Source organism: Collinsella tanakaei (genome assembly GCF_016902615.1).
Classification (GTDB): Bacteria; Actinomycetota; Coriobacteriia; order Coriobacteriales; family Coriobacteriaceae; genus Collinsella; species Collinsella tanakaei_A.
In genome coordinates, this window is record NZ_JACJMB010000003.1 from 1 (window position 1) to 16,647 (window position 16,647).

Annotated in this window: 13 protein-coding genes; 7 read left to right on the top strand and 6 right to left on the bottom strand. The window is 65.9% G+C overall.

From position 1 onward, the window contains the following. Together H6A21_RS01560 and arcA are read right to left on the bottom strand one after the other, a co-directional pair. Positions 1–678, bottom strand: a 678-nt coding sequence (locus H6A21_RS01560) for an ornithine carbamoyltransferase (RefSeq protein WP_204559839.1), incomplete at its 3' end; no start/stop codon positions are given. A 105-nt stretch (positions 679–783) separates the two neighbouring features. Next, positions 784–2,025, bottom strand: a complete 1,242-nt coding sequence (arcA, locus tag H6A21_RS01565) for an arginine deiminase (RefSeq protein ID WP_204559840.1) — start codon at positions 2,023–2,025, stop codon at positions 784–786. Between the two features lie 641 nt (positions 2,026–2,666). Here arcA and ppk1 point away from each other — a divergent pair. From ppk1 to H6A21_RS01600, 7 genes are all read left to right on the top strand, one after another. Then, entirely contained in the window at positions 2,667–5,279 is a 2,613-nt protein-coding gene (ppk1, locus tag H6A21_RS01570; protein WP_204559841.1) for a polyphosphate kinase 1, read from the top strand. A 1,012-nt stretch (positions 5,280–6,291) separates the two neighbouring features. Next, the gene (locus H6A21_RS01575; protein ID WP_204559842.1) at positions 6,292–6,606 is read left to right on the top strand and encodes a hypothetical protein; all 315 of its coding nucleotides are present in this window, start codon (positions 6,292–6,294) and stop codon (positions 6,604–6,606) included. A gap of 291 nt (positions 6,607–6,897) precedes the next feature. Further along, positions 6,898–8,211, top strand: coding sequence for a 23S rRNA (uracil(1939)-C(5))-methyltransferase RlmD (gene rlmD / locus H6A21_RS01580; RefSeq protein WP_204559843.1), 1,314 nt, complete (start codon positions 6,898–6,900; stop codon positions 8,209–8,211). A 217-nt stretch (positions 8,212–8,428) separates the two neighbouring features. Then, positions 8,429–8,974 (top strand): DJ-1 family glyoxalase III, encoded by a 546-nt coding sequence (locus H6A21_RS01585; protein ID WP_204559844.1) that lies wholly within the window; start codon positions 8,429–8,431, stop codon positions 8,972–8,974. Between the two features lie 11 nt (positions 8,975–8,985). Further along, entirely contained in the window at positions 8,986–9,573 is a 588-nt protein-coding gene (locus H6A21_RS01590; RefSeq protein WP_204559845.1) for a Maf family protein, read from the top strand. Positions 9,574–9,614: 41 nt separating this feature from the next. Then, positions 9,615–10,613 (top strand): P1 family peptidase, encoded by a 999-nt coding sequence (locus H6A21_RS01595; RefSeq protein WP_204559846.1) that lies wholly within the window; start codon positions 9,615–9,617, stop codon positions 10,611–10,613. 92 nt (positions 10,614–10,705) lie between these two features. Further along, positions 10,706–12,172 carry a basic amino acid/polyamine antiporter gene (locus H6A21_RS01600; protein ID WP_204559847.1) on the top strand — a complete coding sequence of 489 codons (1,467 nt, stop codon included), beginning with the start codon at positions 10,706–10,708 and terminating at the stop codon, positions 12,170–12,172. A gap of 167 nt (positions 12,173–12,339) precedes the next feature. Here the strand turns inward: H6A21_RS01600 and hydF are convergent, their stop codons facing one another. The 4 genes from hydF to H6A21_RS01620 all read right to left on the bottom strand — a co-directional run bounded on the left by hydF (position 12,340) and on the right by H6A21_RS01620 (position 16,592). Continuing rightward, on the bottom strand, positions 12,340–13,581 hold the full coding sequence (gene hydF / locus H6A21_RS01605) for a [FeFe] hydrogenase H-cluster maturation GTPase HydF (protein ID WP_204559848.1): 1,242 nt from the start codon (positions 13,579–13,581) through the stop codon (positions 12,340–12,342). 131 nt (positions 13,582–13,712) lie between these two features. Next, on the bottom strand, positions 13,713–15,161 hold the full coding sequence (gene hydG, locus H6A21_RS01610; RefSeq protein WP_204559849.1) for a [FeFe] hydrogenase H-cluster radical SAM maturase HydG: 1,449 nt from the start codon (positions 15,159–15,161) through the stop codon (positions 13,713–13,715). Positions 15,162–15,223: 62 nt separating this feature from the next. Then, positions 15,224–16,330 (bottom strand): [FeFe] hydrogenase H-cluster radical SAM maturase HydE, encoded by a 1,107-nt coding sequence (hydE, locus tag H6A21_RS01615; protein ID WP_342636026.1) that lies wholly within the window; start codon positions 16,328–16,330, stop codon positions 15,224–15,226. After that, positions 16,317–16,592, bottom strand: coding sequence for a TM1266 family iron-only hydrogenase system putative regulator (locus H6A21_RS01620; protein WP_239462566.1), 276 nt, complete (start codon positions 16,590–16,592; stop codon positions 16,317–16,319). The genes hydE and H6A21_RS01620 overlap by 14 nt, the downstream gene beginning before the upstream one ends. Between the last annotated feature and the right edge of the window lie 55 nt (positions 16,593–16,647).

Genomic DNA, 16,647 nt, shown 5'->3' on the forward strand with positions numbered 1-16,647 from the left:
GGCGCCGGTGCAGGCGGCCTTCGGGTCCTCGGTCAGGGTGATGGTGCAGCCGTTGGCCTCGGCGATGGGCTTGCAGGCCTCGATGACGTCGTCGGTGGGCATGCACTCGGCCGGGCCGCAGGCCACGAAGTTCATGCCGAGCTTGGCGCACACGACCATGAGGGAGCGGGCCACGTTGTTCTTGGCGTCGCCCATGAACACGAGGGTCTTGCCCTTGATGTCGTAGTTGAAGTTCTCCTGGACGGTCAGGATGTCGGCGAGCATCTGGGTGGGATGCCACATGTCGGTCAGGCCGTTCCACACGGGCACGCCGGACTTCGCGGCGAGCTCCTCGACGTCGGACTGAGCGAAGCCGCGGAACTCGATGCCGTCGTACATGCGGCCGAGCACGCGGGCGGTGTCCTCGATGGACTCCTTCTTGCCCATCTGGGAGCTGCCCGGGTCGAGGTAGGTCACGCCCATGCCGAGGTCCATGGCGCCGACCTCGAACGCGCAGCGGGTGCGCGTGGAGGTCTTCTGGAACAGCAGGACGATGTTCTTGCCCTCGAGGTACTTGTGCGGGGTGCCGGTGCGCTTGAGGTCCTTGAAATTCTTGGAGAGCTTGAGCAGGTACTCGATCTCCTCGGTCGTGAAGTCGAGCAGACGCAGGAAGCTGCGGCCGGAAAGGTTAACGCCCATTGATGGTTCCTTTCGGTAGAAAATCAATCGGATGCCGAGTCGAAAACGGACCCAGCGGACAAGTATGACGGCGCGCCGAAGCGCGACGCACCGTCATCGTAAGATTTAAAGATCCTCGCGCCAGAACGGCATGCTCATGCAGCGCGGGCCGCCACGGCCGCGGGAGAGCTCAGCCGAGGGCACGACGAGCAGCTCCATGCCTTCCTTGTACAGCACGTCGTTGGTGACGGTGTTGCGCTGGTAGACGCAGATCTTGCCGGGGGCGACGGCCAGGGTGTTGGAGCCGTCGTTCCACTGCTCGCGCGCCGCCGCGATCGGGTCGCCGCCGCCGCAGGGGATGAGCTTCACGGCGTCGATGCCGAGGGCCTTGGCCAGGATGTGCTCGAGGGTGTCGTTGATCTCCACGATCTCGACCTCGCCGGGGTTGGAGCCCGGGGTCAGCTTGTAGACGGTCAGCGTGCCCATGATGGCCGGATGGATGGTGAACTTGTCGACGTCGATCTGGGTGAACACGGTGTCGAGGTGCATGAACGCGCGGGACACCGGGATGTCGAACGCCAGGATGGTGTCGATCTTGGAATCGGAGTTCCAGAACATGTTCTGAGCCATGACGTCGATGGCGGCAGCCTGGGTGCGCTGCGAGATGCCGACGGCGATGGTGTGCTCGTTGATGTTCAGGACGTCGCCGCCCTCGGTATGGAAGGTGCTGTCGCGACGGTAGTACAGCGACACGTCCTTGTAGTCGGGGTGATACTTGAAGATGTACTTGCCGTAGATGGTCTCGCGGTTGCGCGTCACGGAGTACATGCGGTTCAGGTTCACGCCGGTGCCGACGACCGCGAACGGGTCGCGGGTGAAATAGAGGTTGGGCATCGGGTCGACGAGCAGGTCGCTTTCGGACTCGGTGTTCACCAGGGAGTCGAGCGTGACGGAGCTGGTCAGCGGCAGGTCGATCTCGGCCTTGGTGATGCCGGCCATCGTCTTCTTGACGAACTCGAGGTTGTCGGTGATGGAATCCAGCTTCTCGCGAACGGCAGCCGGGGCGATCTTGCCCTTGATACCGGCCTCGGCGAGCCACTGCTCGAGGAACTCCGCGCGCGCCTCGGGCACGGCGTCGAACGCCTCGGCGACGAGCTTCTCGAGGTACAGGACCTCGACGCCCTGCTCGCGCAGGATCTCGGCGAAGCGGTCGTGCTCCTGCTGGGCGACCTCAAGGAACGGAACGTCGTCGAACAGAAGGCGCTCGAGCTCATCGGGCGGCAGATTGAGGAGCTCCTCGCCCGGGCGATGCAGGCAAACCTTCTTCAGCTGCCCAATCTCACTCGTGACATGCAGTCCCTTCGTCATAGCCTCCTACCTTTCTCTATCGGGGCCGCCGGTGCGACCCGCCTATCTCAGCGCCCCTCGTGCTTGGGCGCTAACCACTGACAGTAATAGTTCTATCCAAATCCAAACATGAATTGCATGAGGCCCCCAAGCGGTATCAATGGAGGGATAAACGGTATATTTCTAGAATATCTGCATGTCATACTCTTATGAAATAAAGTGCACCGCTATACCATATCTGCAGTTCATAGTGGATTTTTTGTCTGTAAACAAATCACATCCTTACACTTCAAGATGCATATTTTTACCTTACTTACGTATATTCATTTGTATTCGACATGTGGCAGTTCTCGCCTCATCCGATTCATGAATTGCCGAAATTTATTCAGACTTTTTCTGAAATGAGCCGCTTACCGGACATATGATACCGCTCACCTCCGCCCACACGCCGCCCGCCCGCACTCCCCGGTCATCCCCATACATACCCATGCCGCACCCGTCGTGTAAGCATCCGGACAAGCTTTGCGAATCCCGGTACAAATGCGATGCGAATACGCCTATATTGGAAGTTCCCAGCAGGGGTCTTCGCGCCCTCGGAGCACGCAAGCCGACCTGCGCGGACGAGCACATCGACGAGCAACGAGTACAAAAAGGGATGGACCATGGCAGTCAAGGACAAAGACCGCAAGAAGAGCGAGAAGCGCAAGGGCGGAGATGCCGACGCCTCCGCCGAGCGCCACGACTTCAGCTATACGCAAAACCGCGAGCTGTCATGGCTGCGCTTTGACGACCGCGTGCTCACCGAGGCGTACGACGAGACGGTGCCCCTGTTCGAGCGCCTGAAGTTCGTCGCGATCTTCGAGAGCAACCTCGACGAGTTCTTCATGGTCCGCATCGGAGGCCTTTCCGACCTGGCGACCCTCAAGCACCAGCCGCGCGACAACAAGAGCAACCTGACGCCCGCCGAGCAGATCGACCGCGTCTTCGAGGCCCTGCCGACGCTCTACACGCGCCAGCAGACCGTGTTCCACAGGCTGGAGGACGAGCTCGCCAAGCGCGGCATGATCCGCATGGAGCCCGCCACGCTGGTGGGCGACGAGCGTATGTTCGTCGAGAACTACTTCAAGGCCTACATTTCCCCCATCATCTCCCCGCTCGTCATCGATCCGCGCCACCCGTTCCCCAACCTGCGCAACGAGGGCCTGTACCTCGTGTGCGGCCTTGAGGGCGCCCCCGACTCCGACGAGAGCGGCCTGCTCGGCCTCATCGAGGTGCCGCCCGCGCTACCCCGTGTCATCCAGATTCCGTGCGGGGCGGCCGAGTACCACTACATCCTCGTCGAGGACATCATCATGGCCTGCATCGACCGCTGCTTCGGCACCTACGTCCCGCTCGACCGCGCCGTCATCCGCGTCATCCGCAACGCCGATATCGACCCGGACGGCGAGGGTGTCGAGGAGGACGAGGACTACCGCCAGCACATGAAGCGCATCCTGAAGAAGCGCCTGCGCCTGCAGCCGGTCTATCTCTATATCCGCGGGGCGCTCGAGCGCAGCACGGTGAAGTTCATCCGCCGCGCGCTGGAGCTATCCGGCCGCGCCACCGCCACCGTCGACATCCCGCTCGATCTGGGATATGTGTACTCGCTTGAATCGCACATCCCCGAGGCCGCCAAGAAGGAGCTTCTGTTCGAGCCCTTCCAACCCCAGCCAAGCCCCGTGTTCGACCTTTCGCGCAGCATGCGCGAGCAGGTCATCGAGGGCGACAAGCTGCTGTTCTACCCCTACGAAGCCATGACGCCGTTTTTGAACCTCGTGCACGAGGCGGCCTACGACGACGAGTGCATCTCCATCCGCATCACGCTCTACCGCGTGGCCAAGCAGTCGCGCCTGTGCGAGTCGCTGATCACGGCCGCCGAGAACGGCAAGGAAGTCACCGTCTTGATGGAGCTGCGTGCTCGCTTCGATGAGGAGAACAACATCGAGTGGGCGGAGCGTCTGGAGGAGGCCGGCTGCACGGTCATCTACGGCTCCGAAGGCTTCAAGTGCCACTCCAAGATCTGCCAGCTCACCTATCGCGAGGGCATGGCGGTCACGCGCCTGACGCTGCTCGGCACCGGCAACTTCAACGAGAAGACCGCCAAGCTCTACTCCGACTTCATGCTCATGACCGCGCACCCCGGCATCGGCGAGGACGCGAACTCGTTCTTCCGCAACCTGTCGCTCGGCAACCTGCGCGGCGACTACCGCTACCTGGGCGTGGCGCCGGCGGGTCTGAAGCCGCTCATCATGACCGGTCTCAACCGCGAGATCGATCGTGCCCAGGCGGGGCTGCCCGCACGTGTCTTCTTGAAGATGAACTCGCTGACCGACCGCGAGGTCATCGACAAGATCTCCGAGGCGAGCTGCGCGGGCGTCCATGTCGAGATGATCATCCGCGGCATCTCCTGCCTGCTGCCGGGCATCCCGGACAAGACCGAGAACGTGCACATCCGCTCTATCGTGGGCCGCTTCCTCGAGCATGCGCGCGTCTACGCCTTCGGCGAGGACGCCGATACCGTCTACCTGTCCAGCGCCGACATGATGACGCGCAACACCGAGCACCGCGTGGAGATCGCCTTCCCCGTGCTCGATGCCGATATCCGCGCGCAGGTCATTGAATACATGGACATCCAGCTCGCCGACAACGTCAAGGCTCGCGAGCTGACAAGCGCCGGCACCTGGGCGCCTGTCGAGGTGGAGGCTGACGCCGCGCCCTTCATCGCGCAGGAGCGCCTGATGGAACTTGCGACCGAGCGTGCGAGCAAGGCGGAAAAGGCGCGGGCCAAGCGGGCGGTCGCACGCCCGTCGGTCCCCATGGGCACGCCTCCCGCCACGGCCGTCGAGGCAGGCGGCGATGACGCTGCCGCGGCCGCTCCGGCACCTGCCCCGGCAACGTCCTCGGCACCGACGCCGCAGGCGCCGACGCCGGCCGCATCTCCGATGCCCGCGCCCGCCGCGCATATGGCCGCCCCGAAGCCCGAGACCGCGCACGCCGCCCCCGCGCACGCCGCAGCGACAGCACCCGAGACAGCAGCGGCACGCACTCCCCAGCCCCAGCCGACCCACCTCAAAGCGACCCTCATCGAGCCCGAGCCGCCCCGCAAGTCGACCGCATCCGACGAGAACACCGTCGTCGTGCGCCGCCATGGCCGCGTGGGGACGGGCATCGCCCTCGTTGGCCTCGGCCTGAAGACGCTGCTGTTCGGCTCCAAGAAAGACAAGAAGCGCAGGTAGTGCTGCGCGTCGCGCTCGCCGCGCCTCGCCACCGCTACCTTTTCGGGCCGCGCCCTTCGGGACGCGGCCCTTTTCGTGTTTGTGCTTCCTGCTCCTCGGCAGGCTGATCTCCCCTGCGCTTCCTTCGTCTGCACGCGCCGCCCCAACAGCCAAAACCCTCATGGAGCTCGCTAATCTTCGCCCCACAGCCCGCCCGCCGTTTTCCCAGATAGCGCACTCCGCCGTGTTCGAAACATCATGATGTTCCGAACACTCGTCCACGTAACCGCCGCCCCTAGCAGGCAACGCTCCACGCGCTGTTTGTGCAGTGAAAGCAATATGCAAGTTTGCAAGGCTAAATTTTCGCATTGCCCCTGATATCCAAGAGGGGTGCGCTGCCCTGTCCGCATGGATTGGGTGATTTGCGACATACAGGCATTGCGGTTCTGGCTCGGACCCCAGAAGGTCACGAGGACCTTCTCGCATGGCGCGCGCTGCTCGCAGGTGAGCAACATGGGTGCGTCGAGCAAGCTCCCCATCGCCGACCTCCGCCGTCTGGGCTTCACAGAGACCCCGACGCACCTCCTCGTTCCCGAGCAGCGCTCCCATCGCTTCTCGACGCGCGTCGTCACGCACGTATGGAAACTGCCCTATCCGCCCGAGACGTTCGTCCGACTGGCACCGAACACCTACGTGCTCTCGCCCATCGCGTGCCTTGCGCGTCTGGCGCCCTCTTTGGGTATCGCCAAGACGCTCCAATACGGATACCGCCTCCTCGGTACGTATCGCCTGGACGACGAGGGCATCCACGAGCGGCCGGCACTCGCCACGAAAGACGACGTCGATCGCTACGTACAGGCCGCCTCAGGCATCCGGGGAATTAAGCAGCTGCGCCTGATGGCAACCTATCTCGTCGAGGGCGCGGCATCGCCCGAAGAGACGAACCTCACCATCATGTTCGTCATGCCCCAGCGGCTTGGCGGCTACGGCCTTCCGCTGCCGGTGCTCAACAAGCCGATCAACATCCCGGTCGGTGACGGCGTCGAGGAGCGCCGTCCCGACATCATGCGCAGAAGACACCGGCATCATCGCCGAGCACCTCGGCAATCAGCACCACAATCGCCCGGAGCGCTTCGGTCAGGACGCCGCTCGCAAGACCCATCTGCAGGGCGCGGGCTTCACCGTGATCGACGTGACGAGGCTGCAGACTGCAAGCAAGCGCGAGCTCGACGCGATCGCCGCGCTCATCCGCACGCGCCTGGGCCTCGCGCCCCTGCAGCAGGATGCGATGTTCGCCAAACGCGACGAGAAGCTGCGGGCGGAGCTGTTCGATACGCCCACAGCGTGAGGCTGTGGAACCCAACCTTGGCGCACGCGGGCGGCCGCGCCCGCCTTGCTCCCCCCGCGCATGCGCGCACAGGGGTGTCGTTCCCGCTTTCAGCACGCACCCTCCACCGGAAAGGGTGACGCACTTTGGAACATCATGATGTTTCGACAGCGCATTCGGCATTCTCCCAGATAAACTCGTTTATCACGCACGGAACATCATGATGTTCCGAAGACGCCGGGGGCATCGGGGGCGCCGGGGCGCCCCCGACCGTTACACTTGAGCCCTATGTACACGACCTGAGGGGACGATATGAGACTCACGATCGACAGCATGACCTATGGACCGGACGGATTCGCCCGCACCGAAGACGGCAAGGCCGTCTTCGTGGCAGGAGGCGTCGTGGGCGATACGGTCGAGGCCGACATCGTGAGCACGGGCGCCTCCTTCGACCGCGCCGTCGCGCGCGAGGTCGTCGAACCCTCCCGCGACCGCGTCCAGACCCCGTGTCCCTTCGTGGGCATCTGTGGCGGGTGCCCCTGGGGCGTCCTGTCCGAATCGGCACAGCGCTCCGCCAAGGAGGAGAACCTCCGCTCGACGCTGAAGCGCATCGGGCACTTCACGGAGGAGGAGATCGCGCGCATCGTGCAGCCGATCCGCCACGCGAAGGACGCATGGGGCTATCGCAACAAGATCGAACTCGCTCCGGTGCACGACGGCGGGCGCTTCCGCCTCGGCATGCACGGCACCGACCCCGACCAGATCATCCGCGTGGATGCGTGTCCCCTGTTCGACAAGAAGTACCCGAAGGCCGTGAAGTCGGTCGTGGGCGCCCTCTCCTACCTCGGGAACTCTCGCGACCTCGGCATCGAGCGCGTCGGCATCCGCGCAAGCCGCCGCACGAAGGCTCTCGAGGTCGCCCTGTGGACCCCCACCGGGCCCTTCCCGCGCGCCCAGGTCGCGCGCGTGCTCACCGACGCCGTGAAGCCGACGAGCGTCGTGCGCGTCATGTCGAAGGGCGACCGCCGGGCGCGCTGCGTGGCGGGCGTCGAAGCGCTTTCCGGCGAGGGCTCGTGGACCGAGCTGATCGCGGGCGAGACGATGCGCTTGTCGGCACCGTCGTTTTTCCAGGTGAACACCGCCGCCGCGGAGATCTTGATCGAGCTGGTGCTCGAGGCGCTCAAGCCCTCCGAGGACGAAGTGGGCATCGACCTGTACTGCGGGGCGGGAACGTTCACGCTGCCGCTCGCGCGCCGCATGGACTTCGTCTACGCCGTCGAGGCCTACGGTCCCGCCATCCGCGACCTGCGCCGCAACCTCGAGAGCGCGAACCTCACGAACGTCGACGCCATCGGCGGCGACGCCGTGCGCGAGTTCCCCGACGACGATGCGGACGTGCTCGTGGTCGACCCGCCGCGCGCGGGTCTCGACGAGGGCGCCATCTCGCTCATTGCATCGACTTCCGCCCGCGACGTCGCCTACGTCTCCTGCGACCCGGCGACCCTCGCGCGCGACCTGCGCCGATTCGCCGACGAGGGGACGTTCAAGGTGGTGTCCGCCACCCCGGTCGACCTCTTCCCCCAGACGTTCCACTGCGAGACGGTCGCCCATCTGACACGCGCCTAGGGAAGCGCCTCTGTTGGCCATCTCGCCAGGGGGCGTGCAAACAGGGCGGAAGCGCACGAGGAAAAAGAATGCTGCCGTGGCGCCGTGCCGATACGGCGCGCCCGCCGCGCAAACCGTCCGCCAGCGCCTCCCCAGCGTTTAAGTTCCCCAGGGCATGCGCCTGAAAAACTGGGTATAACAGCCAAAACCGACTACTCCGACCATGAAAGGACCCACTATGCCCGCCGTTGCCGTGCTTTGTGCCGATGGATTCGAAACCATTGAATGCCTGACCGTCGTCGACGTGCTGCGGAGGGGCGGCGTGCGCGTCTCGCTCGTCTCCGTGATGTCCACGCGCGACGTCGTGAGCGCCCAGCAGATCTCGGTGACCTGCGACTGCACGCTCGACGAGATCGACATCAACGACTACGAATACGTCGTCTTGCCGGGCGGTATGCCGGGCACGAAGCATCTGCGCGCCGACGAGCGCGTCTGCGACATCGTCCGCACGTTCGCGGCGACCAAGCACGTGGCCGCCATCTGCGCCGCCCCGTCCATCCTGGGCGAGCTGGGCGTGCTCGAAGGCCACCGCGCGACCTGCTTCCCCGGCTTCGAGGAAACCCTTCCCGAAGGTGCCTATGCCGGCCCCAAGACCGTCGTGGTGGACGGCAACATCATCACGGCGTCGGCCATGGGCCAGGCCCTGCCCTTCGCGCTCACCGTGCTGGGCGACATCGCCGGCGACGTGGCGGTCAAGAAGGTCCGCGAGGGCATCCAGCTCTAGGGGCCGCGCACATGATTCTCGCTTCGCAATCGCCCCGCCGCATCGAGCTCATGCGCGAGGCGGGCTACGATTTCCGCGTTATCCCTGCCGATATCGATGAGACGCCACGGGACGGTGAGGGACCGATCGAGCTCGTGGGCAGGCTGGCCCGCGCCAAGGCGCTCGCCGTCGCGAACCAGCACGGCGAGGCCGGCGAGCTCGTGGTGGCGGCCGACACCATCGTCGCCCATGACGATGAGGTGCTCGGCAAGCCCCGCGACGCCGCAGACGCACGCCGCATGCTGCGCGAGCTCTCCGGCCGTACGCACCAGGTGGCGACGGGCGTCTGCCTGACCATCGCAGGCGAGGACGCCACCCGCGCCGTCTCGTTCGTCGACGTCACCGACGTCACGTTCTACCCGCTCGCCGATGCGAAAATCGATGCCTATGTGGCGAGCGGAGAGCCGCTCGACAAGGCGGGCGCCTACGGCATCCAGGGCGTCGGCGGCCGCATGCTCGTCAAAAAGATCGACGGAGACTTCTACACCGTCGTCGGCCTGCCGATCGCCCGCGTCGCGCGCGCCATCGAGGAGCTCGAGCGAACCCGCACCGCACACTAGCGGAGACCGTCACCATCCATCGTCATCCGAAGGGACCAACCATGCCCTCACGTCTCACCCCTATCCCCACGACCGAGCTTACCGATTTCCGTTTCGGCCACTGGACCGACCGCGCAGGCGCCACCGGCTGCACGGTCATCGTCGCGCCCGCAGGTGCCGCCGCAGGCGTCGACGTGCGCGGCGGCGCGCCCGCATCGCGCGAGACCGACCTGCTGCGCCCCGAGAACACCGTCGACGCCATCCACGCCGTCTGCCTGTCCGGCGGCTCGGCCTTCGGCCTTGAGGCCGCCTCCGGCGTCGCCCGCGAGCTCGAGGCCCGCGGCATCGGTCTCGACGTGGGGCCCACCGTCGTACCCATCGTGTGCTCCAGTTGCCTGTTCGACCTCGCCTTCGGCGACGCGCACGCCCGGCCGGGCGTGGAGGCGGGCATCGCCGCCACCCGCACCGCGCTGGACGAAGAGTCCGCGCCGCTCGCCGAGGGCACCGTGGGCGCGGGCACCGGCGCCACTGTGGGCAAGCTGACAGGGGCCGAAACCGCCATGAAAGGCGGTCTCGGCGCACGCGCCCTAGCGCTCGGCGGCCTCAAGGTCGCAGCGATATCCGCCGTCAACGCCTGCGGCAACGTCGTCGACCCCGCGACGGGAGCGGTAATCGCCGGCATGCGCAGCGAGCCCGACGCGTACACCATCGTGAGCATGGAGGACGCCATGATCGCCAGCGCGGACACCATGGCCATGCCGCTCGACCGCACCAACACGACCATCTCCTGCATCGTCACGAACGCGCGGCTCACGAAGGCGCAGGCGACCAAGGTCGCCCAGATGGCGGCAGACGCCTACGCCCACACCATCCGCCCCACCCACACCACGAACGACGGCGACACAATCTATGTCATGGCCTCCGGCACGGCAGAGAGCGACTACCCGCTCGATCTGGTGGGCCTGGTGGCGACGCGCGCGCTTGAAGCGGCCATCTGCGAGGGATGTCGTGCCGCAGACGGAATTTGCGGCCTTCCCGCATACAGGGACCTTGCGCACTAGGCTAGTATTTCACGAGGTATAAGCTGCCCGCCGGTATCGCGGTATGCGTGCCGGCGGGCGTTCTATTCATCCTCGTTCATAGGAGCCCTCCCATGGATTCCGGAACCCCTGAGACCGCATCCGCCGCGACCCCGAGCTCCAAGCGGGGCATCGGCCTGTTCGGCCTGATCGCCCTCGTCGTGAGCTCGTCGATCGGTTCGGGAATCTTCGCCCTCTCGACCGACATCTCCGCCGCAGCGGCGCCCGGCCCCGCGCTCATCGCCTGGTTCATCAGCGGCATCGGCTTCATGGCGCTCGCCACCTCCTTCGGCCGTCTCTCCCTCGTACGGCCGGACCTCAACGGCATCGTCGCCTATGCGAAGGAGGGCTTCGGCCCGTTCGCCGGGTTCGTGTCGGGCTGGGGCTACTGGCTTTCCATCTGGATCGGCAACGTGGCGTTCGGCGTCATGCTGACCACCGCCATCGGCTACTTCTTCCCACCGTTTTCCGGCGGGCTCACCATCGGCTCCGTCGCGTTCATCTCGGTGCTCAACTGGGTCATCGTGGCGGTGGTGAACCACGGCGTCGAGGAGGCGTCCATCCTGAACGCCATCGTCATGACGTGCAAGCTCGTCCCCATCTTCATCTTCATCGCCACGATGCTGCTCGTGTTCGACCTCGGCGTATTCACCGCCGACTTCTGGGGCAACCTCGCCAACAACCTGGGCGGCGCGAGCGCCCCGGGCAGCGTGGGCACCCAGATCGTCAACTGCTTCATGGTCATGATGTGGGTGTTCGTGGGCATGGAGGGCGCGAGCGTCCTCGGGCACCGCGCCCGCAACAAGGGCGACGTCAGCCGCGCGACGATCCTCGGCTGCATGGCGCTCGTGATCATCTACATCGCCGCGTCGATCCTGCCCTACGGGTACCTGTCGCGCGAGGAGCTCATGACCATCGGGTCGCCGTCGATGCCCTACATCTTCCAGCACGTCGTGGGCCCCTGGGGCGGTGCGTTCATCTCCGCCGGCCTCATCATCTCGATCTTCGGCGCCTGGCTCTCCTACACCATCCTCGCCTCCGAGGCGATGCACGAGATGGCCCGCATGGAGCTTCTGCCCCGCACCTTCGCGAAGCTGAACACCTACAGCGCGCCGACGTCGTGCCTCATCGCCACCGGGGCCATGATCCAGCTGCTCTCCATCGTGATGCTGCTCTCCGAGGAGGCCTACCAGTTCGCCTACTCGCTGTGCACCGCGGCGATCGTCATCGCATGGGGTCTGGCCGCCGCCTATATGGTGCGCTACGCCTGGCCGCGGCGCCACGAGGGGATGATGGGGTCGTTGGTGCTGGGCGCCTTCGCCACGGCCTTCCTCGTCATCGCCATCACGCTATCGGGCCTCCACCAGCTCATGCTCTGCTGCATCGCGTTCGTGCCCGGCATCCTGTTCTACATCCGCGCGCGCCATGAGTACGGCGAGGCAACCGTCCTCAGCGGCCGCGAGAAGGTCCTCGCCGCCGTGATCATCGTCGCCGCCATCGCCGCGATCGCCATGCTCGCCGCGGGCGTCATCACGATCTAGAAACCGCTGGCCGCACGTCTTCGTTGCCGGGAATGCGGAAAGCTCTGCGAGCGCAAGCGAAAGGCGCACCGCGGCGCCACGCCGGCCCACCATGCGGTAAGCAGGCGCCTCGGCACGGCGGCATCGGGTGCCGCACCGAAGCGCGACCGCGCGCCCTCACGCGGCACCTACCTGTCGCCGTCGAGTGCGGAAAGCGCCGCGGGGATCGGCGCGAGGCTTCGGCGCAAGATGCCGTGCATGTGCGCGATCGCGACCCCGTAGTTCGTCATGGGCACACCCGCCTCGGCAGCTGTAGCCTGGCGGCTGCGCATCTCGCGCGCGTTGAGCATGCAGCCGCCGCAATGGATGACAGCCGCGTATCCGGACAGGTCGCAGGGAAACTCCACGCCGCTCGTGAACGAGAACTCGAGGTCAGCCCCCGTGTGCTCGGCGAGCCAATGCGGAATCTTCACCGTACCGATATCGCCGCACTGGCGATGATGCGTGCAGCCCTCGCTGATGAGCACGCGGTCTCCGTCGCGCAGGCCATCGAGCGCCGCCGCGCCGCGCACCGCCTCGATAAGGTCCGCCTTGTAGCGCAGCATGAGGATGGAAAACGACGTGAGCGGCACGCTTTCGGGCACGATACGCGCCACCTGGCCGAACACCTGCGAGTCGGTCACCACGAGCGCGGGCGGCGCCTGGAGCGCCCGAAGCGCGCCGGCGAGCTCGGTCTCGCGGCAGACCACGGGCACGCATCCCCCGTCGAGCAGGTCGCGGATGGTCATCTGCTGCGGCATGATCAGGCGGCCCTTGGGCGCCGAGGCATCGATCGGACATACGAGCACGACGGTGCTGCCGGGCTCCACCAGGTCGGCGACCACGCGTCGCGGGCGCGCATCGGGCGCGGCAAGGCCGGCCAGGCGCTCCTTCAGCTCATGGACCCCCTTGCCGGTGCGCGCGCTGACGGACAGCGCATGGCTCGCGATATTCGGATCGGCTCCGTAGAGCTCCGTCAACATGCGCGTCGCGCCCGCATCGTCGCACTTGTTCCACGCGATGAGATAAGGCACCTGCCGCACGGAGAACTCGCCGATCAGCCCGCGGTCCGCTTCGCTCAGACCGCGCGTGCCATCGACCACGAGCACCGCGATGTCGCAGCTCGCGAGCATGCGGCGCGCACGCTCGACGCGTTTGACGCCGAGCTCCCCCTCATCGTCGATACCGGGCGTGTCGATAATCACGACCGGGCCCATCGGTAACAGCTCCATGGCCTTTTTGACCGGGTCGGTCGTCGTACCGCGCACATCGGACACGACGGCGAGCTCCTGGCCGGTGACGGCGTTCACCACGCTCGACTTGCCGGCGTTGCGCACGCCGAAAAACCCGATATGGACGCGCTCGCCCGAGGCGGTATCGTTCAGACTCATGGTATGGCCCCTTCCGCGTCTCGACACGCAGCCGCCGTGCCGCCCCTCGTTTGCGAGCAGGCGACGCGGCGATATCGATTGAATCAGCCCCCTGTCATGATTATGACACTAAGGAGACTACATTTGTCGTGCTAAAAGCGAAAATCGCGGCGATTGGAGGTGCGGATGTCCGCGATGCGCTCCGTCGCGAGCGCGCGCGTCCGCTCCTTCGGGATGCGGGCGAGCTCGCGCTCGATAAGCGGCCAACCCACCTCGGCCGTGGCGGGCGAAGCGTAGTCGACCAGGTACTCGGCGAGCGTCATAAGGGCGTTCGGATGGCAGCAGTTCAGAATCTGGCCGCTCTTGCACAGGCTCATGAAGCGGTCGCCCGTGCGGCCCTCGCGATAGCACGCCGTGCAGAAGCTCGGGATATGGTCGAGCTGCATGAGCCAGCGGACCACCTCGTCAAGCGAGCGCTGGTCGGACACGTCAAACTGCTCGGAGTCGTGCGGGCGCACCTCCTCCTCGTAGCCGCCCACGCTCGTGCGCGAACCGCCCGAGATCTGCGAGATGCCGAGCTCGAGCGCCCGGGCGCGCACGGCCTCGTTCTCGCGCGTGGAGATGATCATGCCCGTGTAGGGCACCGCGATGCGGATGCAGGCGATGATCTTGGCGAAGGTGTCGTCGTCGATGCCGTTGTCAAACGCATCGGGGTCGATGTCGTCGGCGCGCTTCAGGCGCGGCACGCTGATGGTATGCGGGCCCACGCCATGCACCGCCTCGAGATGCTCGGCGTGCATGAGCAGGCCGGCGAACTCGTAGCGGTACTTCTCGAGGCCGAACAGCACGCCCAGGCCCACATCGTCGATGCCGCCGTCCATCGCGCGGTCCATCGCCTCGGTGTGGTAGTCGTAGTCGTGCTTGGGTCCGGTCGGGTGCAGCTCGAGGTAGCCCTTCTTGTCGTAGGTCTCCTGGAACAGGATGTAGGTGCCGATGCCCGCATCCTTCAGCATGCGGTACTCCTCCACCGTCGTGGCGGCGATGTTCACGTTCACGCGGCGGATAGCCCCGTTTTCGTGCTTGATGGAGTAGATGGTGTCGATGCACTCCAGGATGTACTCGATGGGGTTCATCTTGGGGTCCTCGCCCGCCTCGATGGCCAGGCGCTTGTGCCCCATGTCCTGCAGGGCGATGACCTCGCGGCGCACCTCGTCCTGGGTGAGCTTCTTGCGCGCGATGTGCTTGTTCTTGGCGTGATACGGGCAGTACGTGCAGCCGTTCACGCAATAGTTCGACAGGTAGAGCGGCGCGAACATCACGATGCGGTTGCCGTAGTAGGCGAGCTTGATCTGACGCGCAAGCTCGAAGATCCGCTCGTTCAGCTCGGGTATGTCGCACGCGAGCAGGACGGACGCCTCGCGGTGCGAAAGCCCCGCGCAGTGGTAGCCGCCGCCACGGCTGACCGGCTTCGCCTTTTCGAGCAGGTTCTCGATCAGCCGCCGGTTGCGCTTGTTCGCCTCGGCGTAGTCGAGGGTCTCGCGAATCTCCTCGTCGTTGATGAAGTCCTCGGCGAAGCGGGACCTCGGGTCATAGATCGCCATATGTTCCTCCCCTTCGCGGTCAGGCGGGTGCCTTTCCCCTCAGTTGCGAGCACGGGTCGCCCCTATGCTCGGGCTCGTTTCGGGTCACCGCGGGCGATAACGACGCGGTGCCCGATCTTCTCCATGCGCCGCCGCAACTCGGCGAGCCCCTCGGCTGCCTCGCTGCCGGCGCAGGCCTTATTATCGTACAGTTCGTATTTTTGTCGAACGTCGGCCGGCGAGAGGTTCGGCATCACGACGTTCGCCCCGGACAGCATGGCGCGCTCGCGCCCGTGCGCATCGATCGTGCCGAGGGCGGTCGTCGCCGGCAGCAGCACCGCCGCGTCGATGAGGCGCACGAGGCTCAGCAGGTAGCATGTCTCCTCGAGCGCACCGGCGCGCCTGCGCGCAAACGGCGTCGCGTGATGCGGGATGAACGGACCGATACCCACCATGTCGGGCCCGAAGCCCTCGATGAACTTGAGGTCCTCCGCGAGCGCGGCGGCCGTCTGGTAGGGCGAGCCCACCATGAAGCCGCAGCCCACCTGGTAGCCGATCTCCTGCAAATCTCGCAGGCAGGCTATCCGATGCTCCCATGACATCTCGGATGGGTGCAGGCGCGCATAGTGGACGGGATCGGCCGTCTCGTGGCGCAGCAGATAGCGGTCGGCGCCGGCGTCGAACAGCGCCTGATAGCTCGCGCGGCCCCGCTCTCCGAGCGACAGCGTGACCGCGCAATCGGGGTGCGCGCGCTTGATGGCGGAAACGGTATCGCACACGACCTCGTCGGTGAGCGCCGCATCCTCGCCGCCCTGGAGCACGAAGGTGCGAAAGCCCAGCGCATAGCCGACCTCGCATGAGGCGAGAATCTGCTCGCGGGTCAGCCGGTAGCGCTCCGCAGTCGCGTTCGAGCGGCGCAGGCCGCAATAGAGGCAGTCGTTCTTGCAGAAACTCGAGACCTCGATAAGCCCGCGGATGAAGACGTCGTCACCATAGACCGCGCGGCGCAGTGCAACGGCGCGCGCCGCCGCGAACGCTGCCACCCCAGGCGTGCGTCCGCGCACGAGTTCCTCGTATTCGCCGAGGTCAAGGGTATGCTCGCAGGCCAGTCGATCGATAAGCTCCCGCATGCGCGCGGGCACGGCGGCACCCTCGCCCGCGCCGGGCGCGCCCTCGCTACCCAACCTCACCGTCATCCTCTCCGATGACGTTCGAGTACAGCGTCTTCACGCTCACGCCGGAAAGCGATCCCACCTTGCCGGCGAGCGCCGACGTCACATCCTGCGGCGCGTCGAGCGCCACCGAGATCACGCTCACGCGACGCTGGCGATACGGCACGCCCATGCGCCCGATGATCCACGTCCGATACTCGTGCAGAAGCTCGTTCAGCCCCTCCACCGCATCGGGGTTCTCGACGATGATGCCCATGATGGCGACACGTGTCTGAGCCATCTGATCTCCCCTCTCTTGCGGGGCGACGCCCGCCGCGCACGCCCCAGCGGTATGA